Source organism: Candidatus Lokiarchaeum ossiferum (assembly GCA_025839675.1).
In the GTDB taxonomy this organism is placed as follows: domain Archaea; phylum Asgardarchaeota; class Lokiarchaeia; order Sigyniarchaeales; family Promethearchaeaceae; genus Lokiarchaeum; species Lokiarchaeum ossiferum.
Genome location: CP104013.1, coordinates 3,912,002 through 3,933,930 on the forward strand (window position 1 = coordinate 3,912,002; position 21,929 = coordinate 3,933,930).

25 protein-coding genes are annotated in these 21,929 nt (G+C 35.4%); 12 read left to right on the forward strand and 13 right to left on the reverse strand.

Going from position 1 to position 21,929, the window contains the following annotated elements; all coding sequences use genetic code 11:
- Positions 1-76: 76 nt before the first annotated feature.
- Positions 77-1,621, reverse strand: coding sequence for an FGGY-family carbohydrate kinase (locus NEF87_RS16495; RefSeq protein ID WP_457916700.1), 1,545 nt, complete (start codon positions 1,619-1,621; stop codon positions 77-79).
- An 83-nt stretch (positions 1,622-1,704) separates the two neighbouring features.
- Between NEF87_RS16495 and NEF87_RS16500 the strand changes: the two genes are divergently transcribed.
- Entirely contained in the window at positions 1,705-1,977 is a 273-nt protein-coding gene (locus NEF87_RS16500; RefSeq protein ID WP_371802512.1) for a hypothetical protein, read from the forward strand.
- Positions 1,978-1,984: 7 nt separating this feature from the next.
- On the opposite strand, the gene NEF87_RS16505 is transcribed toward NEF87_RS16500, so the two are convergent.
- Positions 1,985-2,437, reverse strand: a complete 453-nt coding sequence (locus tag NEF87_RS16505; protein WP_457916701.1) for a rhodanese-like domain-containing protein — start codon at positions 2,435-2,437, stop codon at positions 1,985-1,987.
- Between the two features lie 109 nt (positions 2,438-2,546).
- Between NEF87_RS16505 and NEF87_RS16510 the strand changes: the two genes are divergently transcribed.
- Positions 2,547-3,290, forward strand: a complete 744-nt coding sequence (locus NEF87_RS16510; RefSeq protein WP_371802514.1) for a glycerophosphodiester phosphodiesterase — start codon at positions 2,547-2,549, stop codon at positions 3,288-3,290.
- 18 nt (positions 3,291-3,308) lie between these two features.
- On the forward strand, positions 3,309-3,701 hold the full coding sequence (locus NEF87_RS16515; RefSeq protein WP_371802515.1) for a hypothetical protein: 393 nt from the start codon (positions 3,309-3,311) through the stop codon (positions 3,699-3,701).
- 24 nt (positions 3,702-3,725) lie between these two features.
- Here the strand turns inward: NEF87_RS16515 and NEF87_RS16520 are convergent, their stop codons facing one another.
- Complete coding sequence (locus NEF87_RS16520) at positions 3,726-4,424, reverse strand: hypothetical protein (RefSeq protein WP_457916702.1); 699 nt, start codon at positions 4,422-4,424, stop codon at positions 3,726-3,728.
- Between the two features lie 187 nt (positions 4,425-4,611).
- Between NEF87_RS16520 and NEF87_RS16525 the strand changes: the two genes are divergently transcribed.
- The 4 genes from NEF87_RS16525 to NEF87_RS16540 are packed head-to-tail and all read left to right on the forward strand — an operon-like array spanning position 4,612 to position 7,931.
- Complete coding sequence (locus NEF87_RS16525; protein ID WP_371802517.1) at positions 4,612-5,409, forward strand: hypothetical protein; 798 nt, start codon at positions 4,612-4,614, stop codon at positions 5,407-5,409.
- Between the two features lie 20 nt (positions 5,410-5,429).
- Positions 5,430-6,164 (forward strand): Mov34/MPN/PAD-1 family protein, encoded by a 735-nt coding sequence (locus tag NEF87_RS16530; protein ID WP_371802518.1) that lies wholly within the window; start codon positions 5,430-5,432, stop codon positions 6,162-6,164.
- Between the two features lie 16 nt (positions 6,165-6,180).
- Positions 6,181-7,038 carry a HesA/MoeB/ThiF family protein gene (locus NEF87_RS16535; protein ID WP_371802519.1) on the forward strand — a complete coding sequence of 286 codons (858 nt, stop codon included), beginning with the start codon at positions 6,181-6,183 and terminating at the stop codon, positions 7,036-7,038.
- A 35-nt stretch (positions 7,039-7,073) separates the two neighbouring features.
- A complete protein-coding gene (locus NEF87_RS16540) occupies positions 7,074-7,931 on the forward strand; it encodes a hypothetical protein (RefSeq protein WP_457916703.1) in 858 nt (285 codons plus the stop codon).
- An 8-nt stretch (positions 7,932-7,939) separates the two neighbouring features.
- Here NEF87_RS16540 and NEF87_RS16545 read toward each other — a convergent pair whose 3' ends face one another.
- From NEF87_RS16545 to NEF87_RS16570, 6 genes are all read right to left on the reverse strand, one after another.
- Entirely contained in the window at positions 7,940-8,878 is a 939-nt protein-coding gene (locus NEF87_RS16545; protein WP_457916704.1) for a hypothetical protein, read from the reverse strand.
- Positions 8,879-9,072: 194 nt separating this feature from the next.
- The gene (locus NEF87_RS16550; protein WP_457916705.1) at positions 9,073-9,330 is read right to left on the reverse strand and encodes a hypothetical protein; all 258 of its coding nucleotides are present in this window, start codon (positions 9,328-9,330) and stop codon (positions 9,073-9,075) included.
- 1 nt (position 9,331) lies between these two features.
- Positions 9,332-9,868, reverse strand: a complete 537-nt coding sequence (locus tag NEF87_RS16555; RefSeq protein WP_371802523.1) for a hypothetical protein — start codon at positions 9,866-9,868, stop codon at positions 9,332-9,334.
- Position 9,869: 1 nt separating this feature from the next.
- Positions 9,870-10,460, reverse strand: a complete 591-nt coding sequence (locus NEF87_RS16560) for a hypothetical protein (RefSeq protein WP_371802524.1) — start codon at positions 10,458-10,460, stop codon at positions 9,870-9,872.
- Positions 10,461-10,896: 436 nt separating this feature from the next.
- Complete coding sequence (locus NEF87_RS16565) at positions 10,897-11,796, reverse strand: TolB family protein (RefSeq protein ID WP_457916706.1); 900 nt, start codon at positions 11,794-11,796, stop codon at positions 10,897-10,899.
- A gap of 158 nt (positions 11,797-11,954) precedes the next feature.
- Positions 11,955-12,503, reverse strand: a complete 549-nt coding sequence (locus tag NEF87_RS16570; protein ID WP_457916707.1) for an AAA family ATPase — start codon at positions 12,501-12,503, stop codon at positions 11,955-11,957.
- A gap of 242 nt (positions 12,504-12,745) precedes the next feature.
- Here NEF87_RS16570 and NEF87_RS16575 point away from each other — a divergent pair, with 242 nt between their 5' ends.
- The 4 genes from NEF87_RS16575 to NEF87_RS16590 all read left to right on the forward strand — a co-directional run bounded on the left by NEF87_RS16575 (position 12,746) and on the right by NEF87_RS16590 (position 16,788).
- Positions 12,746-13,891 carry an actin, cytoplasmic 2 gene (locus NEF87_RS16575; protein WP_371802527.1) on the forward strand — a complete coding sequence of 382 codons (1,146 nt, stop codon included), beginning with the start codon at positions 12,746-12,748 and terminating at the stop codon, positions 13,889-13,891.
- A 345-nt stretch (positions 13,892-14,236) separates the two neighbouring features.
- Complete coding sequence (locus NEF87_RS16580) at positions 14,237-14,401, forward strand: hypothetical protein (protein ID WP_371802528.1); 165 nt, start codon at positions 14,237-14,239, stop codon at positions 14,399-14,401.
- 286 nt (positions 14,402-14,687) lie between these two features.
- Complete coding sequence (locus tag NEF87_RS16585; RefSeq protein ID WP_371802529.1) at positions 14,688-15,101, forward strand: DUF3795 domain-containing protein; 414 nt, start codon at positions 14,688-14,690, stop codon at positions 15,099-15,101.
- Between the two features lie 292 nt (positions 15,102-15,393).
- On the forward strand, positions 15,394-16,788 hold the full coding sequence (locus tag NEF87_RS16590; RefSeq protein WP_457916708.1) for an ABC transporter substrate-binding protein: 1,395 nt from the start codon (positions 15,394-15,396) through the stop codon (positions 16,786-16,788).
- Between the two features lie 23 nt (positions 16,789-16,811).
- Here the strand turns inward: NEF87_RS16590 and NEF87_RS16595 are convergent, their stop codons facing one another.
- A complete protein-coding gene (locus NEF87_RS16595) occupies positions 16,812-17,495 on the reverse strand; it encodes a TIR domain-containing protein (RefSeq protein ID WP_457916709.1) in 684 nt (227 codons plus the stop codon).
- A gap of 136 nt (positions 17,496-17,631) precedes the next feature.
- Here NEF87_RS16595 and NEF87_RS16600 point away from each other — a divergent pair, with 136 nt between their 5' ends.
- On the forward strand, positions 17,632-18,549 hold the full coding sequence (locus tag NEF87_RS16600) for an NAD-dependent epimerase/dehydratase family protein (RefSeq protein ID WP_457916710.1): 918 nt from the start codon (positions 17,632-17,634) through the stop codon (positions 18,547-18,549).
- 173 nt (positions 18,550-18,722) lie between these two features.
- Here NEF87_RS16600 and aroF read toward each other — a convergent pair whose 3' ends face one another.
- Genes aroF through NEF87_RS16615 form a run of 3 tightly spaced genes read right to left on the reverse strand, consistent with a single transcriptional unit; the run spans position 18,723 to position 21,926 of the window.
- The gene (gene aroF, locus NEF87_RS16605) at positions 18,723-19,706 is read right to left on the reverse strand and encodes a 3-deoxy-7-phosphoheptulonate synthase (RefSeq protein WP_457916711.1); all 984 of its coding nucleotides are present in this window, start codon (positions 19,704-19,706) and stop codon (positions 18,723-18,725) included.
- A gap of 38 nt (positions 19,707-19,744) precedes the next feature.
- Entirely contained in the window at positions 19,745-20,389 is a 645-nt protein-coding gene (locus NEF87_RS16610) for an anthranilate synthase component II (RefSeq protein WP_457916712.1), read from the reverse strand.
- Positions 20,390-20,405: 16 nt separating this feature from the next.
- The gene (locus NEF87_RS16615) at positions 20,406-21,926 is read right to left on the reverse strand and encodes an anthranilate synthase component I family protein (RefSeq protein WP_457916713.1); all 1,521 of its coding nucleotides are present in this window, start codon (positions 21,924-21,926) and stop codon (positions 20,406-20,408) included.
- Positions 21,927-21,929: the final 3 nt, after the last annotated feature.

The following is a 21,929-nucleotide window of genomic DNA, read 5'->3' on the forward strand; positions in this document are numbered from 1 at the left end:
CAAGAAAAAACTTGAATCCTATCTTCTATTTACGTTTTAAGAAAAATGTGAAAAAAAATTCCAATTTTTGTTTTTTTTATTTTAAAAACTCGCTTAGCTCAGAATACAAACCAGATTGATTAATACTTTCATATAGCTTTTCCGAAATCTTGAATAATTTATCATACTTTATGGTATTTTCTAAAGTCGGTTCCCAGATATTGGTGATATTTGCCATTTCATCGGCCGCCCTTGCAATATCATTATATTCACCAGCCCCATAAGTTGCTAATATCGCAGCACCCACTGCGGTTGATTCTTCAAGATCTCCGCGACCACATTTTAATCCTAATACATCCGCCATAATTTGGTTCCAGAGATCAGATCTGCTTCCACCTCCGGTAATTCGGAGATCCTTTGGTTTCAATCCCAGATCTGCAAACACATTGACATTTTTCTTCACTTCCATGGCTACTCCTTCCATAACTGCTCGATATATGTCTCCCGTTTTATGACCTAACGCTAAACCAAACATTACTCCTCTGGCTTCTGGGTTCCAATGGGGTGCTCCTGCACCGATTAAATGGGGGATCATTAGTAATCCATTTGCCCCAACTGGAGATAAGGCTGCTTGTTCAGTCATCAGATCATAGGGATCTACATCTTGCCCTTTACTTTTATGAATGAAGGCTTGAATTGATTCAGCAGCTCCTACATTATCTCTAAACCATCGTAATGCTGCTCCACTTGTAAAAATACTCGCTTCTTGAACCCAAGTGCCTGGTACTGCTGCGCAACTACAAAGTACTCTCTTTTTTGGATCGAAGGTCGGTTTGTCAAGATACCCTAAAATAAACGAACCCGTTCCGGTGGTGCATTTCATTCTGCCCGGTTTTACGACTCCTACTCCCAAAGCGGCACATTGTTGATCTCCTGCTCCTGAAATAACTTTGGTTTTCGTTGAGAATCCTGTTTCTGAAGAATAAATATTTCCGATTTCTTTTCCAGATTCGATTGCCTCGGGCATTTTATCTAAATCGATCCCCATTTCATTTGCAATTGTATCCGACCATTTACAAGAATTTATATCAAAAAGCATGGTTCTCGAAGCATTAGAGTGATCTGTAATAAATTTCTTGGTCAATTTATGGGCAATGTAATCGTGGACGAGCACAAATTTATGTGTCTTATTATAAATTTCTGGTTTCTGATTTTTAAACCACATTATTTTGGACCCGCTGAAGTATGGATCGATGGTTAACCCCGTTGTCGAATAAATTTTGTCCTCCCCGATGTGTTCTTTGATCCAATTACATTCTTTTGTGGTTCGACGATCCTGCCATACAATAGCTTTTGCTAAAGATTTGCCCTCTTTATCTACCGGGACAATTGTTTCCCGCTGATTTGTGATGGCTACACTAAGAATATCCTCATTATTGATATTTGCTCTCCGAATGGCATTGAAAATTGTTTTACGAACCGCTTGCCACCATCCTTCAGCATCTTGCTCTACCATAACCGGTGAAGGATAAAAAGACTCCCATTCTTTATAATCGTGGGCAATTTCTTTTCCTTCCGTGGTAAAAATTAAACACCGAGTACCGGTTGTGCCTATATCCAAACCTGCTACGTACTTCGTCATATTTATTCACAATTTTTTTTTATATGCTTCTATTAGATCGTGTGAATTTTATAGCTTTTTAACTGGTGAGAATGAAATAAAATATGACTAAAATGTTGGACAATGAAAATACCCTTGGAAAAATTCAAAAATACCTACATAACAAACATAAGTTTGATCGAAAGTTAGATACGCGAGACTTGCTCGAACAACAAGATATTCTTTATAATGACTTCAAAGCTGCAATAAAATCGAATAATTCAACAAATATTCGGGAAACTTTAGGAAATTTATTAGTTGAATTGCTGAAGTATTCGAACACCAAGGAAATCGACTGGACAGATTTACTAAAAGAAAAAGTCAAACTAAATTTCTAAAATGTGATTATACAGTAGGATAACCTGCACTATTCCAAGCAGAAATTCCACCTACCATATTATATATTTTGGAAAATTCATTGGCTACAAGAACTTCAGAAGCTGATTGACTTCGGCTCCCTGATCGACAATGAACTATTATTTCTGTATCCTTATATTCTTCGAGTTCATCCAAACGATTCTCTAACTCGTCTAACGGAATCAAGATAGAGTTATTAAGATGTCCTGAATCATATTCACTTTGTGTACGTACATCAAGAACAATTAGATTTGGGTAATTTTTATCATCGTTAATCATCTCATATGCTTCAGAAACATTTATATCTTCAATACCGTCTGTTTGTCCATTATTAGGAGAAAGTTGGGGAATAAAAATAATCATAAGGATTATGCTTGCAATAACAGCAACGCTTCCGTAGATTAAGATTTTTTTTTTATTTAATTCAGAGTGTTGATCCATGATAAACTTACATTCTAGAAACAATTTATCCCTTTTCAATTACAATTGTAAGAAGTGTATTTAATAGCAAATACGAACTAAGTTTAATCATAAGAGTGAGGGACATTTAGTGAGTTTAAGTAGCGAACGACCGATTATTTTTGCCCATCGGGGGGCTTCTGGATATGAATATGAAAATTCCACTTCTGCATTTAATTATGCCATCACTTTGGGTGCTGACGGTATCGAAACGGACTGTTGGCTTTCGGAGGATGGAGAAGTTGTAGTTCATCACGATTTACTAATAAAAGCATCCCCTTCATTGAACATTCAGAAAATGACTCTCCAAGAGATTCAAAATCTTTCTTTACCAAATGGGGATAAAATTTTAAGTTTACGCGAATTGTTTGAGCAATTTGGTAGTAATGATATTCTTTCAAATCGTTTGGATCCCTTGAAGTTTAGCATTGATGTGCAAGATAACAAAGTAGGCCCTTCGATTGCAAACTTAGTTGAAGAATTCGGCTTAATCGATAGAGTAGATCTCTGTTGTGATACTCTTTGGAAAATGAAAAACATCCGCAAAATTAATCAACGTGTTCGTTTAGTTGCATCCAATTTGGAGCACATGATCAAACCCAAACATCTTGTGTCCGGCGGAAAAATGGCTTCTTTCAAGATAGAGGCATTTAATATCAAAGCAGAATATTTTTCCCCAAAGATGAAAGAAGCTTTGAATCAATATGGTTATAAATATTATATTTGGGATCTGCATTCCAGTCGAATTTTGCGCCAATACCTCCCTTATTCTCCGGATGCAATCTATTCCAATTTTCCCGATAAGGCCATAAAAGCATTAAATTCTATGATTTAAAAACTGTGAGTGAAAAAAATGTTTGATAATATGAAAAAAAATGTAAAAAACGCTGCGAAAAAAGCGGTTGAAGAGACTGAAAAATTTAGTCAAAAAGCAGGTCCAAAAATCGATGAAATCGTGCGAAAGACAGGTGAAACTGTTAAAAACGCTGCTGAAACTGCATCTCCTCATCTGAAAGAAATGCAATCCACCATCTCTCATAAAGTTCAATCCGGGGAAATCATTGATGATGCAAAAAGAATCGTAAATCAAACTGCTGAATCCTTGGAACGAGTCGCTCGACAAACTGGAAAAGTTCTGCAAGATGCTAGTAAAAAAGCATCCCCTTACATTAAAGATGCAAAGGATAAAATTGTTGAAAAAACTAAACCAATATTGGAAAAGGTAAAAGAATCATTCGAAGAATAATTAATCGAGAGGAGTGAGTCCCCTTTAGAATTTTTTCTCATACGCTTTTTGCTTGACAATTTCCTTACGCTCCATGTGGCCACAATCGGGACACACCAACATCCCAAATCCTATCTTATATCCATCCTGAATTCCAACTATTGGTCCATTACATACAGGACATGTGGGAGCGTTACTCGGGAACCATTGCCCTTTTGTGTTAGGAGTATTTTTTAATTTATTGATCCAATTCTGAAATCGTCCCATTGCTTGATATTGGTTTTTTTCCTTGGAACGTTCTTGGTAATTTTTTGGTCGTGACACAACCACCACCACTGATTTCATTTTTTCGGGACTGTTAATTAAAGTTAGAGTGGGTAAAATTGCATTATTCTTCATAGAGCCAAAGAACTCTAAAAGATCTGTTGGACCAACTGCTGCAATTGCACCTTTTCCTCCATAATCTGGATGGCGTTCAATTAAGATTTGAAACATTCGATCTCGGAAATCTAACGCCCATATAAGAATCCAAAAGTCTGGATCCAAAGCTTTTTTTTCTTCCCCCGCAATATTGAGTAATCCCATTTCGGCATTGTAATGTTGGTGTTTTCGGGTTAAACTATTAATATCTTCAAAGAACTGGCTTTCTATAAGGGGGTAAGGGTAAATCACGTCATTCATGTTATGCAAACTTATTTTAGTTGCAGACTTTTGCCAACTAGTACGGGTGGAGAGGTAAATCATTAAATATGACAGTCGGGGATTCAAAAAAAGAATGTGTTTTTTTGAATGAATTCCTTGTACTTTTTATAGAAATTCCATCAATAAAATGCAAGGATCAAATTTATCAAGATCAATTTCATTAATGGTCATATTAAGATTCCTTTCAAAGAAATTCAATTAATTTATTCGGTTCTGGATGCCCTCCATTATGAAAACACTCAATGAACAAATTCAAGATATTCTTACCCCTAATAATGCAATTGGGCTAATCAATCAAGAAAAAATATATGAGCTCTCACCGCTCATCCCTGTATCCATCTATTTTGAAATGATAGAAGATTTTGATGATGCTCTTCAGCAGAAATATTTAAGGTATCTTCAAATGGAAGGAATTGTGGTTTTTAATGGTATAATTTATGAGACTTCACGCGGTTTAAATTTCCAAGGACGATTGAAAGAAATTTTAACCGTGTATAATGCTCATTTCAAGCGGACCATTGGGAATAAAAAAGCCCTTTTGAAACTCTTCGATTCCGTCACTCCCTTCGAAATTGCGAATTTAACTCAGGATAAAGTCATATTTGTTATGAAAAATTTTCGAAGATCAGACATGAAAGGATTAGTGGCTATCCGATATCTGCCAGAATATGAAATTTATTATGATAAAAAAATTTATCAGATGCCTCCATGCACACTTCTGGTTCATATCGATGAAAATTTAAATTATGACACGCCGGAAGTGATTGCAGAAGATGGTTCCAATTTTTATGAGCACCCGTTTGTCTATGCTGATTTTTATAAGTTTGGACAAAGAATATGTATGGGGTCGTTTAGTCATAGTACTGAACAATCGCAAATTTATAGGTTAAGTTTTGCTAATGCCATTAATTCATTGTTAAAACAAGCCGTACAAATATTAGTCTCTGGATATAATCGTGATGTAAACCCAGCAAATGGGCATCTTGGGACATCCCAATATGAGAAATTTATTAAATCCAAAGAGTAGAATAAAAGGAAAATATTGGTATGAAGAATAAAGAGGTTGCTGTGGGGGATTCTTTAGAGAGTCTATTTTCACTTACTCCTTCAAATTGTAAAGAAATCGATGCAATGAATAAAAAACCACCATTTGATCAAATTATTGCTCTCACTGAAGAACAAGAAGAAAGACTGGCACTACGCCAGATTCATATATCTTCACGGGCTCTGCATAAAATGTTTTTCATGGCCAAAGAGGTCATTCGGCTTTTTAATGAACCTTTAGAAGTCTACGCTCTTGCAGTAGGGAATTCAGAAGTGATTGAAGACATATTAATTCCTCGTCAAATGTGTTCCCATACCTCAATTCATATAAATGCAAAAGATCTTCTCTCATTGATGCCAGAAATTCAAAAACAAGATGTGAATGTATTGGGATGGACACATAGCCATGCGAATTTTAGCGTTTTTTTTTCAGGTACGGATACCCAGAATCAAAAGACAATTCTGGCTGAAACTTCAAATTTTAGAACTCTTAATGGTTCACGGGTTAAATTCTGCTATGGGCTAACAGTAAATATTCACCAAGATGTTTTTGGGATGGTGAGTACACAATTTTCTTCGGGCAAAATCTATTCAAATCAAGCAACTCTGGAAATTCACAGTTCTCCGAATGATGGAGTTCTGTCTGACTTTGAAGAAGCCGCCCTTTCGCAAATTCTCCGGGATCATATACATATATTGAAATCTTCATCTCAAGACTTTAAATCTGAACATTGTTAATTATTAAGTGATAATTATGGTAGAAATAAAATACGATCGTCAAAGTCGCATTCCTCATTGGAATCAAACTGCTCTATCGGATGCATGTGTTGCCGTTATTGGCGCAGGTGCTTTAGGAAATCATGTATGTTTAGGTTTGATAGGGTTGGGAATTGGCACAATAAAAATCTATGATTTTGATGATATCGAAGCCCATAATTTAAACCGTCAATCTCTTTTTTGTGAAGAAGATATTGGCAAAAATAAAGCTGAAACTCTCGCATATCGCTTAGAAAAGCGGAATAGTAATTTAATGATATTAGGAATCAATGAAAAAATTGAAGAAGATACCATCGCTCCTGTCCTTCGAAAAGTTGATTTGGTCATTGATTGTGTAGATCGAATTTATGTGCGACGAATGATGAATCGTTACTGTCTCCGATCCAACATTCCATTGATCCATGGTGGAATTAGCTGGTGTGGAGGCCAAGTTGGTATATTAACCAGAACAACTCCATGCATAAATTGCATTTATCCCGAATCACTTCAAATTGAAGAATTGAAAAGTGTAACTTCTTGTATTCATAAACCAGAACCAAGTGTGGTCTATATTAGTCAAATTATCGCGGGGTTGATGGTGGAAAGTGTACGTCGTGCTTTGATGCCCTTTCCATCAGAAAAATCTCTTGGTTCTCAATTGTATAAAGTGGATTTTCGATTAGATCAACCCTTCTATTTTGAAAAAATATTTCGGAAGGTAGATTGTGAATGCACGTCAATTTTAAAACAAGTTGATCCTTCGATTCTAGAACAGGAAATGATTGAAAAGGCAAATCAGCAATCCCAAGAATCTCTTGATATTGCCAGCGCTCTTCGAGATGGGATTAGTTTCTAAATAAATGTAGATGCTCACCAAAAAATGTGAATATTATGGATGAAGAATTAAAACGTGCCATGGAAAAGGGTGAAATTTTAACCCTTGGAGAGATTACTCCAAAAGTCCCCGTCGATGTTACCTCCGAAATCTTAAAAGACTTAGATTTATCTCATCAGAAAATTCGATATAATTTTCCTATTGGCATTGATTTTTCTAAGCATATTTCTCCCGCTATATATTTTCCAAGCATGGAGATTCTCAAAAAAATCTTAGAAATTCCCTTCCTAACTACCGAAGATCACTATAATTTGGAGTCACTTTTGTTACTGTTGAGCCAAGGAAAGATAAATCGGTATCGCACTACTTTGCTTTCAATGCATTCTTCTGAAAAACAAATTGCTCCTCAGACTCCTGGCCTTCCTGATCAACAAAAGAGTTTAATTCATTTATTGGTTTTTCTATTATCGCTATCCTCTTCTGTTGAAGAAAAATGGCTCTCAAAGGATGGATTAGACCTTTATTTCCAAAAGAAGGAAAAAAAAAGTGCACAGAATAATCATGCACGTAGGTTAGAAATTTCAAGAAGTAAATTAACACTTCTTCAATATACCATTAATATTATCCTAAGAGAAATCTTAAAGATGCCTTTAAACCCATCTCAGATTGAAATTTGGGTCGATATTAAGAATAAAATTCTTTCGCATTTCTATTCTAAAGCAGAAATACTAGTCTGCGATCTATTAGACTCTTCAGTTCGTCCCCATTTTACTGTTTTATCTGCTTTGGTCAAAAATATGTCTAATTCTTCCGAAACGAATCAAGTAAATGATCAAAATCCAACACATATTAAAACTGCTGTGAAATTTTTCCTTCCTGAAATTTTTAAATGTCTAAATTATTTAATCCAATAAATCCACCCTTATTCTTCTCTATTTTTTGAAGAAGTGAGTTTTTTTGTAATATTCTTGAATGGGTCTGCTTCATTATTTTGAACCTCACTTTTAAAGGGTGTATTTTCGGGTTCTTGGGAGGAAGAGGGTTGTATTTTAGTCTTCTCATCCCTTATCCAGAAGGTTTTAATAGAATTATCATCTGGATATTGAACTGCTTGGGGGTTAGAAGGCATAATTGTTTTACTTTCGGATGATGCAGGTGTAAGATTTTTAGGGCGAAATGTTTTTTCAAAAGGAGATGCTATATCATTGGGTTTGAAGAGTGTTGCGGAATCCGGAGAAGGATGAATTGTCGCTGTTGTGCGTGGTTTAGCTTGATCAAAGGGATTTTCTTCCGATGAGAGGGATGTAAATTCTGATTTTGCAAAAGGATTAATGGGTACATCAAATTGGGGTTTGATCGTTTTATTGCTTGCTAGGGGAGAAAATGGTGTGTCAGTGCTGGAAAACTCTTTGGGCATGATTGTTTGGCTTGTATCTTCCTTCTTTTTTGGAAGTGCTGCTGCAAGATCCGCAATTTTCTTTAGTGACTCCCGAATTTGGGAAGAAACCCACGATTTTATATAGTGGCGATCTGGATGGTCTGAAATTGCTTTGGTTGTGGCAATTATTTCTTCATACGCGTCTTCAATTTTCCCCCGAGAAATCAAATTCCAGACATCTTCATCCCGATTTAAAAATTGTATATTAATATTACATTCTCTCAACAGTTCCACTCGTTGGTTATCAAATTCCATCAAAACTGGATGTTGCTTGATTTTTGTGTAGAGTTTGATGAGTTCTACTTTAGTTTTATCAAATTCACTTTTTGTATTGATATATGAGATACGACTGGCCAGACGATTTAGTGCAGAATGCATTTCATGGCCACTGACTATTGCTTTTTCTTTTCTCTTCTTTGACAAAACTAGCACCAACATTTATTGTTTTTTAGTACACCTATAACACGGATCATTATATTTATTTCTATAGTACTACCATCACTACCCGCTTCGGAGTTACAAATTGATTCTCAAACGAAACGTTTTCCTCAGCGCGAAATTTACGAAAAAGAGAAATCAATTAAAATTAAAAAAAACTTGAAAAATTCATCGCTATATTATTTCTCTTCAGCATATTTCTTTTCGGAAATGATGCCAACAAAAATCCCTAAGGCAATAAAAACACCCATTATAATAAAGGCCATTATGTAGGAATTTGACGGGAGAAAGCTTAAGAACGCATCTGATAGCCCCGCAAATATCTCTCCAAGTTGAATATAGATTGGTAAGACAAATGTTATTACTAATACGACGTAGGGATTTATTGGGGCTAAAAAGGCTCCAATTTGTGAAATTATTTCGGTTAAGTTCGCCATCTTAGAATCCCTCCGCTTCACTACTATAAGTTGTACTATAAGCATCGGCTTCTGCCTTAATTTTCGGTTCTTTTTCTTTTTCAGGTATGAAAGTAATCAAGAAATCTAATACTGTGATTGCAATATCAAAAATGACTGCTCCCATCATACCCCAGAAAAGTACTTCTAGATTAATGTTCAATGCGAGTGAAGATTCTGTCAAAATTGCCAAAGTTACATCAATACTTGTAAAATCTACAAAGATGAATGCTCCTAAGTAAATAATCTTGAATATTACTTTTATCAATTGCCAAAAGGGTTTCATTGTTGATTTCTCATGAGCCATCTTATGAGCAAAGGTCACTCCTAACAACATATAACCAAGAGATTTAACATAAAATACCAGTTGTTCCCAATCTGTAATTTCTACTAATAAACCTCCCCAAGATAAATCTGTACTTCCATAATTAGTTAATAAATAATCAGGGAGATAGATGTACAGAAAATATACTCCAGTTGAAGAGAGTAATGCCATTATAATTCGACCAATTAGCTTCATTTTAGAATCCCTTCTCCACATCTTCACCGATGACTAGTATTTCAAACTTAAGACCAAATTGATCCAAGGCATAGGAAATTGTAAAAGTTAAAGTCATCCGGGCTTCAAATCCGACATCAAATAAATCTGCGACATCCCATGGGGCCGTTAAATTGAATAATTCGCCAATTTCGGTTGTATTAAGTGCAAATAAGTCCATGTCTGCACTCACTTCAATTCTTAATGATTCGCCAACTGCAATTGTATCACCCGTTGCGGGTATAGGGGTTGCGGAATCCATTTCTGTAGAATTGCGGTCTAAAACCGTTTCCCATGCTGATTCATTGTCTATCCGCAATTCAAACTTGACTCCTAAGAGTACATCATTGATTGGGTATATTCCATTATTTTCCAGGTTTAATCCCACTTCTACGTGCAAGTCATCATATTTAATCCGAAAATCATCGGGATCAATATCTTGAATTTGGACACCCCCATCTGCTAAATCCATCGCTCCAAATATCCCATTTACTGAATTTAATACAAATGCGAGCATTACTAAAAGTGAGAGTGCTTTAACACTCCCACGAATAATTTTTAATACGTGTGCCATTTTTCTCTCCTTGTTTTGTTTGAAGGAAGTTAATACACTTTTGACCATTTTGCCATTAATAATTTTGGTTTATGCTTTAAAGGATAATTTGTTTTTGCATAATTAGTCTATAAGTTGTGTAAAACGCATTTGATATTTTCAAAGGAAAAATCTTCAATCCCTTCTAGAATACCCCTTTCCTTCATCTGTTCTTTCTTCTTTAATTATTTAACAATATTCCATATTTCGCCTTTGAGATGCTAATCAGAATTAATTGTTTTATAATTACTCGTAATATTTTTCCGGAAAATGTAGTAATGGTCAATTTCTGGGTCTAGATTTGCAGATTAGTGCAAAACAATATTTAGTATGAATAATAATTCTTGAAAATTACGTTCTCCTATTTCTTTTAACTCCCAATCTTATAAATTAGTTAAAAAAAAGAAATTGAAAATGGTTAGGAAAAAGAAAAAATCCACAAATTTGTATCATATGAGAAAACTATTAGGGAGCCATCCGCTGACCAGTCAGGAAATCGACAATCCCCAATATCTGTGAGTAAAGAAACTTTTTCAGAAGTCAAATTCTTAATAGCAATACTTGATATTCCATCATCAAATAAATGATATATGATTTGAGTGCCATCGTTTGACCATCTCGCCCAACTTTCTTTATCATTACTATTTCCTTTTGCCAAAAATTTCAAGTTACTTCCATCAACATTAATGGAGTAAATATCTTTGGCGGCATTTTCTTTAGAGAACAGAATTTGAGTATCATCATGATTCCAAGTTGGATTAACTGCTTCGTCTGCGTTAGGTACTAATTTCGCATCCCCACCTGACACAGGTTGAATATATAATTGCAAATAACTAGCATATACGATGTTTTGTCCATCATGGGACCAATCTGGACGAAAAGCATTACCACTCAAAGATGAAAATCTCACAATTTCTCCCGTAGCAATAGTTAAAATGTATATATAGGATGTTGAATCTGCAGTTGCTCGGGCATCAAAGGCTATTTGTGTATCATCTGGACTCCAAGTGCTGCTAAAATCCCCTGTCATCGTTGATACTACCGTCGTCAAATTTCCATCGGGAATTGAATAGATATTTAGACTCATTTTTGAAGTAGTGGGATTATATCGGGCGAAACAAACCTTATTTCCATCATTTGAAATACTTGAATGAAAATCCCAACCGGACCCTGAATTGGTAATTTGTAAAAAATCTTCTAATCCATATTGGGACGATTGAGGCGCCCTATTAGTAAAAATTAGACCTCCGACAATTAATACTGATAACAAGCTTATGATTGATATTGCAATTCCAATTTTTTTTTTTACTTTTTGCATTTTTCTCTCGGTGCTTTTTTTTTAATGAAGTCAAACAGGTATTACATCGCTCCATTATTATCAGAAATTATGTTTTGTTACTTAAAAATTTCCAATAGAGGACACAATTTTTAGTACTAAATTCTTTGAACAAAATATAAAGGTAATCTATACAGTAATCAACTGATCAAAGCGAGTACTCGGTCAACTTTCTCTTCCAATTCAAAATTGCCTTCTAACTTCAAAATTTTGCATGATAGTTTCTTTAACCATCCATCATGCAACATTTTACTTCGTGTGTTCATGTCTCCCTCATCATATCCTCTCGCCCAGTTCAGAAATTCTTGGGATTTTTCATACATTGTCCCCCCGGATTCAATTCTATCTCCATAACGTTGTTTCTCTCTCTCTGCTAACCTTACCATACGTATTTTGGGAGGAATCCACAGGTAAATTACCAAATCGAAATATGAGATTAGCATATCTCCCCACCCGCACAATGATCCCGATAGCGTCCACGATTCATGCTTGGATAAATCCTTTTTTAACATCTCTTGTCTGGCTTGTAGCTTTCGTTTAATACGAAAAGGGGGCGTAGTTGGAATCCAATAGTAATTATCTGTATCAAAATGATGCCAGTCTAATCGTTTTGCTATGGCTTGTGCTAAGGTCGTCGTACCAGACCCGGAAGCCCCAACAATGTGAATTCGATTTATTCGTTGTTTCATTTCCTAAAGTCATTTCTTTTAATTGTCAAATAAAAAATTAATCTTCCCTCTCCTCCCCTTATAAAGTAGACAAAAAAATCTCCCCCGAACTCTAAAAAAAAATGTCGACCTTTTAATTCTGTCTGGGTTTCACTAAAATCATAGGTTCACAATCTAAATTTTTTTAAGTCATAAGACTAGAGATAAATGTAAGATAATCGTTTTGTAGGGATTATAAAAAAAAATTTTTCCGTGAAAATAATATGAGCGACGATATGGACTGGTTAGCAGCTAAACCGTTAGTGGTTGATAACGGTACTGGTATTTCAAAAAATGGATTTGCAGGAGAAGATCAGCCTCGATCCGTATTTCCAACTTTAATTGGATATCCAAAATACACATCTATCATGACAGATGTAGAACACTACACTCGGGAATATTATATTGGGGAAGAAGCACTCCAACTCAAAGGAGTCCTCAAACTTATGTTTCCAGTAGAACACGGAGTCATCGAAGACTGGATGGCTATGGAAAAAATCTGGCATTACACTTTCTATACAGACTTACGAGTCGATCCAAGCGAACATCCGGTTTTACTTACTGAGGCACCTCTTAACCCTCGTCCAAATCGGGAAAAGATGGCCGAAATTATGTTCGAAACCTTCAATGTGCCCGCACTGTATGTGGCTATGCAAGCAGTATTGTCTTTGTATGCTTCTGGTCGAACTACAGGGTGTGTTATTGATATTGGGGATGGGGTATCGCACGTTGTCCCAATTTATGAAGGATTTGCACTTTCCCATGCAATCTCTCGGTTAGATTTAGCCGGGCGAGATATTACCACTTACTTACAAAGATTGCTTCGACAAAAAGGATTCACGTTCACAACATCCGCAGAAAAACAAATTGTCCGAGATATCAAGGAAAAACTCTGTTATGTAGCTTTAGATCCTGAAAAAGAAATTATGTTATCCAAGAAAGTAGCAGGGATGGAAAAAGTGTACATGATGCCTGATGGGGAAACCATTACCGTATCTGTGGAACGTTTCTTAGCGCCAGAATGTTTCTTCAACCCAAGTGTTATTGGAAAAGAGTTGGAACCTTTGGATGATGTGATTTGCACCGCAATTAAAGCCTGTGATGTAGATTTACGACGAGATTTGTATGGTAACATTGTGTTATCCGGGGGATCTACGATGTATCCTGGCTTGAAAGAACGGTTAACCAAAGAAATCAAAGAGCAAATCCCCGAAAGTGTGGATGTCAAGATCATTGCCCCCCCAGAACGGATGTATTCCGTATGGATTGGTGGCTCTATCTTGTCTTCGTTGAAGACATTCCAACGTATGTGGGTCACTCGACGCGAATACAAGGAAATGGGTCCACAAGTTATCCACCGCTGCTTCTAAGGCAGTTTTCTTTTCTTTTTTTCCCAATTTTTCTCTATTTTTTAAACAATTACTTTCAGTTATTTTTACAAATATACTGTCGAGTGACATTAAAGGTAGTTTAATTGAAGCTGTAATCGTATCTTTGGGAACAGGCTAAGTTTTATAACAAAAAAAGTTTGCATCCGAAAATCAGAATCATATCGAGTTGTCATATTTCTTTTTAATTCAATGGTAAAAAACGATTTGCCTATAATTTTGGGTGTGTAGTATCGGTGATTTTTATTTTTTACATAGTAGAATTCTCTTTTCTTTTTATTCAATAATAAAAAGGTATTAAAAGAATATTGCTAATATGGACTTGCTATGAAACATGATGAAGCGAATCATCATAATCATCTTTGTGAAAAAGCAAAGATTAGTATTGATGAAGCATTTGAAGAATTGGTCAAAGATCCAAAATATGTTTGTACTGGGTGTGGCCGAGTTGCTAATGACGCGAGTAGCATATGTTCACCGCGCAAATTATAGAACTTGAAAAAACCTAATTAAAGAGATAACTTTTTTTTCTTCCATATTATAGCTTAAGAAATCAATCAGCCACTAATTTTGATTGTTTCTATGAAAATGTTTTCGATACAGTTGCCGCATACTTGAAGAACAGTTTTTAACTTTGTTTTTGACTGAGAATAATAAAAAAAAAAACACGGCTTCTTGCAGTTATTCAAAAGCTACAATAATAATCGGAAAAGGAACTTTTTTTGTTATTATTGTAAACGATGACCAGATTTTTAATATTAAAATCATTAATTGACCCATGAAAAAAATCGGATTACGTCCCCTTGATTCCAATATAATAGGCTATTGCGGAGTTTTTTGTGGCGGCTGTCCATCCTACCATGTAGGAAATTGCCATGGTTGCCGATCAGTAGACACAAATCAAAAGCGAATATCGAAGTGGAAATGCCGAAAACGATTATGTTGTCTCGAAAAAGATATTTATTCTTGTGGTGATTGCTCTGAACTAATAGGCTGCCGACTTAGGAAACCCTTGATAAAGTCCTACCTTAAAAAATATAATCTGAATTTGGATCAGAATGCTCAGAATCTAGCTTTAAAAGGAAATGAAGAATGGTTGATTGAGCAAAGAACAAAGTATTTATGCCCACAATGTGGGGGAGTGATGTCTCCCTACGAACTTCGCTGCATTCAATGTGGATCTGAAAATTAAAGTTGAAATTAACAAAAAACTGCCAGAGCTGCAGACAATTTTTGAAATTTTTAACTTGGATTAATGAAACAAAAATATTTACTTGACAATTTATATCTCGTAAAATCATTTGCAATCAAAAATATGTAATATATGAAGAATTTCTGATAATTGCTTCTGGATGGATTGAAAGATGGATTTTTTTTTTTGAGAAATAATTAACTATCTTCATTTGTCGGAGAGTTTTTCTATGGCAATTTATATAGACAAAGTGTTTTATTATTAATACCCATAATGATGAGATAAGATTAAGATGAAATCCCTTGAAAAATTACTAACTCCCAGAATATCAAACAAAAAAAAATTAATCGTATTAAGTTCGATCTTTGTTTTAATCATCCTTACATGGATTCCAATTATGATCAATCCATTGAATGCGATAAAAACAGAGTATCGAACTATGAGTGAGGAACCTATTCCGTTTCTTTATGGACACACAACAGTCATTTCTAATATTGACCCACATTTTACCAATAATCCAGAAGCAATTAATTTGATTTTCCAAGTGTGTGAAGGATTATATGTGAATAAATGGAACGGGTCTGAATTTAATATTGAAAACCAATTAGCAGCAAGTAGTGAAAATGATGAGTTGGGAATGTGGTCTGAAGATATGCTTAATTTTACCGTTAATTTAAAACATGAAATCTACTTTCATGATGGAAGTTCGTTTAATGCATCAGTTGTTAAATGGAATTTTGATAGGTTAAGTACTTTTCTACAAAATACTACTGGAAATTATCCTGAATTTGCAGATCTTTATTATTTCACAAATGAATTCAATTCCAATTCTGAGTTAATAATAAATCGAACTGAAATTGTGAATAATTTCCAAATTCGCTTTGTCTTGAATACCCCTTACTCAAATTTAACCGACCTATTATGCCATAGTAGTGCAACCATGATGTCTCCTCAAATTTTGAATAGTGATACTCTTAACAAATCCGATACTCTTTTAGTTGGCACGGGGCCGTATTTGCATGAATTTTCATCAGATATGTTGGAAATCTTCTCATATAATCCTTTATTCTCTGATATCTTTCCTGATATCTCAGAAATGCATTGGATTCTTTATGATGATCCATTAAACTTAAATCTCGCCATGCAGTCAGGGGATATTGAAATGATTAGAAATCCATCTTTCAATCAAACTCAAGAAGGATTCTTTGATATAACACCCACAATTGATTCTCAATGGAATGTAGCTCATTTCTCTTGGACAAGTAATGTTTCTTGTAATAAGAATGGGGCAATTAACTTCTATAATACGGGTTATTTGAATCAACTATTTCCTAAATGTTGTATATGGGGAATTAATTATTATATCCCGCTCGTGGTTACGAATATTGGTGCATTAGTTTTAATTGGGCTAATTTCCTCAATCTCAATTATGCATGAAGTTGATTTCATTGATGACAATTCCGCGTTAGTTCAAAAAATGAAACGTAAATTAGTTTCGTCATCGATTTTAAAATGCAGTTTATCAGTCTTAGTTGTAGTCAGTTGTTTTTCACTTTTGAATTTCATGGTCTCCTGGATGATAGATGATTTTTTCCCTATAATAGTTCTAGCTTCAATCATTTTCCTCTTCTATACTATTCGAGATGGGATTTTATTTTATCAAAATTCTAAAAATCAGCAATTGTAAACTTTTTTTTTTTCCAAAAGCTGCTATTCTAAAATTGAATATCCACACAATTTCAATTTTTCTTTTAGTTTTGCTTCCCAATTATCATCGAATGGGCAATAGAGACTTTGTTGCAAATCTGACGGAATATCAACGGACTCAGTATCATGATAAAGTACCATGACTTTTTCTAATGTCAATTTACCAGCCAGATAACCAAGATCAAAAAATAAATTCTTTCCCAATGTAGATCCACTATTTAGATTAGGGGATATAACGAAAATAATGAAACCTATATCATTTTTCGACTTCAATCTATCAATTACTGATTTTCGGGGAGTTTCATTGACATAAAAATATTTTGGAATAAATCGTAACTGTTTTACTGCTTTTTCAACCAATTCTTGCATTTCACTGGCTTCTTCATGCATGATATAAATTCTTTGTTTTGACTCCAGCTCACTAATGAAGTTGCGGAGAAAATCGATTAAGTTGGGCCTATTAGTTTGAAGCCAATACATTTCTTTCATATACTTCGCACTGGGGGAATCCTCATGCGTAAATTTTTGACGATTCGTTATGGAAAAGGGTTTATATTGCTCTCCAAAAATCTCTAAAACCAAATTATTTGCTTTTTCAATTAATTCGGTGAATTGTTCAATTTTTGACCTTTGAATCTCATTCATAAGGGTTCGCAGTCGTGAAATGATTTTTTCTTGATCCTGCATAGATAATATATATATCAATAACTCGAATTTAAATGAAATAGCTGCGAAATTTATTGGGAAACCATTTATACATATTTGTTTCGTAAATACCAAAATTTTCTATAAGGAAAAAAGCCTAGAAATAGTAGAGAGGATCATGCACATTTTACAAATTGGCGGGACAGGTTTTTTGGGGGCTCATATTGCCCAACGATTAATCGCGAAAAATCATCAAGTATCCATCCTGACACGCGATACAACACCAACTGTACTCGCAGCTAAAAATTTGCGATTTGATCCGTCCGAAGTTTCATGGATTGAAGGGGATATTTTAAATATCGATGAGATTGTGTTTTCAGAACGATATGATATGATTGTTTATACAGCCATGGTTCCCTTTAAACCCGGGCGAATTTCAAATCGACAATTTAAAGCCTTAGAACATTTGACGCAACAGTATTTTGAGAACACAATTTCCGTAGCCCAAAAAATAGGTTGTCCATTGATTTTAACATCCGGAGCTAATTTTGCCACCAAAGATCAAGAAATCGCGGATGAGGAATGGCCAATTGCCAGAACTGGGATGGCTGCTTTGGGGAAGTGTTATGATGAGTTGATTTCCACAGTAAAATCACAAAATATTATTCCAATAATTGAGATGCTTCCTGCCCAAATTTATGGAAATGGGGGGATGTTTCAGAAGATACTCTCCATGGCAAAAAAAGGAAAATTGGTAATTCTTGGTGATGGAAATAACTATTTACCACGCATTCATGTGGAAGATTGCGCGGATGCATATGTGCGGGTAATTGAACAAAGACCGATAGGCAAGAAATTCATAATTTGTGATGATCAGCCAGTCACCGTCAAGAATTTTATGACTTATCTTGGACAACATTATGGAGTACATCGATATGTGAGAATTCCCAAATTTATCTTGCGGATAGCGATGGGGAAATACATTTATCACACGTTGATTATGGGTGGGAAGGTTTCAAATCAACGATTGAAGCAAGAAATCGGTTGGAAACCACGCTATCCAAGTTATAAGGAAGGAATTGATTCGCTGTTATAAAAATATCTCGAGAATAGCGAAGATTGGAATAGTAGATTATATTTTGCCAAATTTTATTTTTAGGGAGTCAATAATGGAGATATTCCCAATTTGATTATAAAAAAAGTAGAAGTATAATTGAATAAAAGACGAAATTTATCAAATTTAAGATGTAAATTCGTTTGCATCTTCATTTAGCGATAAACTACACTTGAAATGCGATTTACATTTGTGATTAAAGTATTTAGCATAGGTTCATCTAAGGATTGTGCACCATCACATAATGCTTCATCGGGTGTTGCGGTTGCTTCTATAATAACTCCATCTGCACCCACAGCAATAGCTGCTTGTGCAAGGGGTGTAACTAAAGGCCGTAATCCCGTTCCATGGGATGGATCTACTATGACTGGGAGATGGGAAACCTGTTTTAGATAGGCTACGGCATTCAAATCTAAAGTGTTTCGAAAAGCGTTCTCAAAAGTTCGAATTCCTCGTTCACAGAGTATAACATTTTGGTTGCCCCCTGCTAAAATATACTCGGAGGCTAATAAGAACTCATCAACAGTGGATGATAATCCTCTTTTGAGCAATATAGGTTTTCTAATTTTTCCACAAGCATCTAAGAGCATATAGTTTTGCATATTTCGTGATCCAATTTGTAAAATATCGGCATATTTCGCTACTAATGGAACATCTTCTGCTGTCATTACCTCAGTTACAACAGGTAATCCAACTTCTTTTCCAGCTTCTTGCAAATATTTCAATCCTTCTTCTTCAAGTCCTCTGAAAGAATGGGGGCTTGTTCGGGGTTTAAATGCACCTCCTCGTAGAATGTGGGCGCCTGCAGCTTTCACAAATCGTGCGGCGCTTTTGATTTGCAGTTCTGTTTCAATCGCACATGGTCCTGCTATTATCGTAATAGATGAACCTCCAATCCGCGTATTTCCAATAGCGATTACAGTGTCTTCTAGCTTGAATTCTCGGGATGATAAGTGATGTTTTGATTTAATATCCTTGATTTCCTCGATAATTGGTGAATTTTCGGTCAATTTTTTGGAAACTAAATATCGATCATCACCCCAATTAATGATTTTCACTCCTGCTTGACCTCCTCCGAGCTTTTGAATGAATTCGTCTACATCCTTTCGATTCGCATTGCGTTTTATTTTGATTAACATGTTTCTCTTTTCCTAAGTTTAGTTTTTTTTTTTCCTGATTACATTTTTAAAAAATTGGCAAGAATTAGAATTCCATTTGGTTTCATCATAATTGATTCGGGATGAAATTGAACTCCATAAATTGGAAATTCTTTATGTTTTATTGCCATAATTGCTCCATCGTCTGCCATTGCTGCGATTTTCAAATTTTCCGGTAATAAATCCGCTTTTGTAACTAACGAGTGATAACGGACCACCGAGCAAGGATTTGGAATATCTGCAAAAATTCCTTCTCCATCATGAAAAATTTTTGACATTTTTCCATGCATGGGACCCATTTTTGCCCGTCCCACATATTCTTCTTCCTTATCCTTCCCAAAGGCTTCAGTTATCGCCTGATGGCCTAAACACACTCCCAAGATCGGAATTTTGCTTCCGAACTTCTGAATTATGGGAATAATGTTTCCGGTATCATATTTTGGATGGCCTGGACCAGGGCTTATAATAATTTTATCCGGATTACATTGATCAATTTCATCACACGTGATAGAATTGGGGACAATTCGGACTTTTGCATCGGAGATGGTACATATATAATTTACGATGTTGTAAATGAAGGAATCTTGATTATTGATAAACAAGACAGTTTGTTCCCCACCAATGAAAGGGGCATTATTTTCGATTGTATGTGCTATTTCTACCATTTTCATCCTTCCTCTGTTAACTCATGGATTCCACAAAATTGATGGTGGCTGTGACCCCTCTGAGTTTGTTCTTGGTTTCTAAGAATTCTTCGTCTGGATCGGAATCGGCTACAATTCCGCCTCCCGCTTGAGCGACGTAAGTTTTGTTTTTGTTGAAGATGGTTCGAATGCTTATGGCCATATCCATGTCACCTGTAAAGTTCACATAGCCTGCACATCCTGCATAGGGACCTCGATCTTCGCGTTCCAACTTATGGATTATTTCCATGGCCTTTCGTTTTGGGGCACCCGAAACCGTCCCTGCAGGAAACATAGATTTTAAAATACTGAAAGGATCTAAATTTGAAGTGGATCTAACTCGCGAGATGAGATGCATAATATTTGGAAATTTTTTTAATTCGAGTAATTTATAGGTGTCAATTGAACCTGGAATACTGACTTTAGCTAAGTCATTTCTTGCTAGATCAACTAACATGATATGTTCGGCAACTTCTTTCTCGCTATGAAGTAATTCATTGGCCATCCGTATTTCATCGTCCACACTTCTTCCTCGCCTTCTGGTTCCTGCAATTGGAACAGTTTCGAGATGGCGTTGATTTTTCGTGATTAAAGCTTCTGGACTACTTCCAATAATGCGTACATCACCGTTGTGAGCACCTTCAAAATTCATGTAGTACATGTATGGAGAAGGATTTAAAATTCGCAAAGCTTGATAGACATCAATGGGTAAAACATCACTTTCAGCCATCATTTTCCGGGATAAAACTGCCTGAATAATATCTCCGGCATATATGTGTTCCTTAGTTTCTTCAATAATATTTCTCCATTGTTCTGGAGACGTATTTGTTTTGAAACTTGAATTTTGAGATAGTATAGCAGCACGATCTATTGATGTAGGTATGGAAAAAGGAGTGTGATTCGATCGTCTAAACTTTTCAAAAAGTGTGGATACGGTGGGATCGGTCTCATTTGCTCCAATGGTGTTATTAACTTCATAGATGGTTTGAGTTGTATGCGAATAGGCTAGAACTTTAGTAAACATCCCCATGATAATATCTGGAAACATTGCTTGCATCGCATCTGAGGATTCATACCCAACATAGGGCGAAACGACATCATACCCAATATAGCCCAATAAGCCTCCTGAAAAGATTTTTTGGGGAAATAATTCTGGCATGGCGGAGTTTGAGATGGGAAAAATGTCTTTAAGTCTGTCAATTCCAGGTAAAGTAACTGGAACTTCATCTTGAAATGATTGTACTCCATTTAGATCTGAAAATTTATGATCGGTGCACATATCAATCATTTTTTCCCCCTTCTCTGTTTGAATATCATAAATTTTTAGATTATTGTTAAGAACCTTAACCATGAAATCTGGTTGTAACCCAATAAAGCTAAAATGCATTTCTTGGGAATTCAGATCAATAGATTCTAGCAAAGCATGGTTTTTTGAGTCAATTTGACTGGTTAAATAACGATAAAACCCAAAGATATCCTTTGTGTTCCCAATTTTTTGTATGTTTAAGTTTAGTTCCATTTC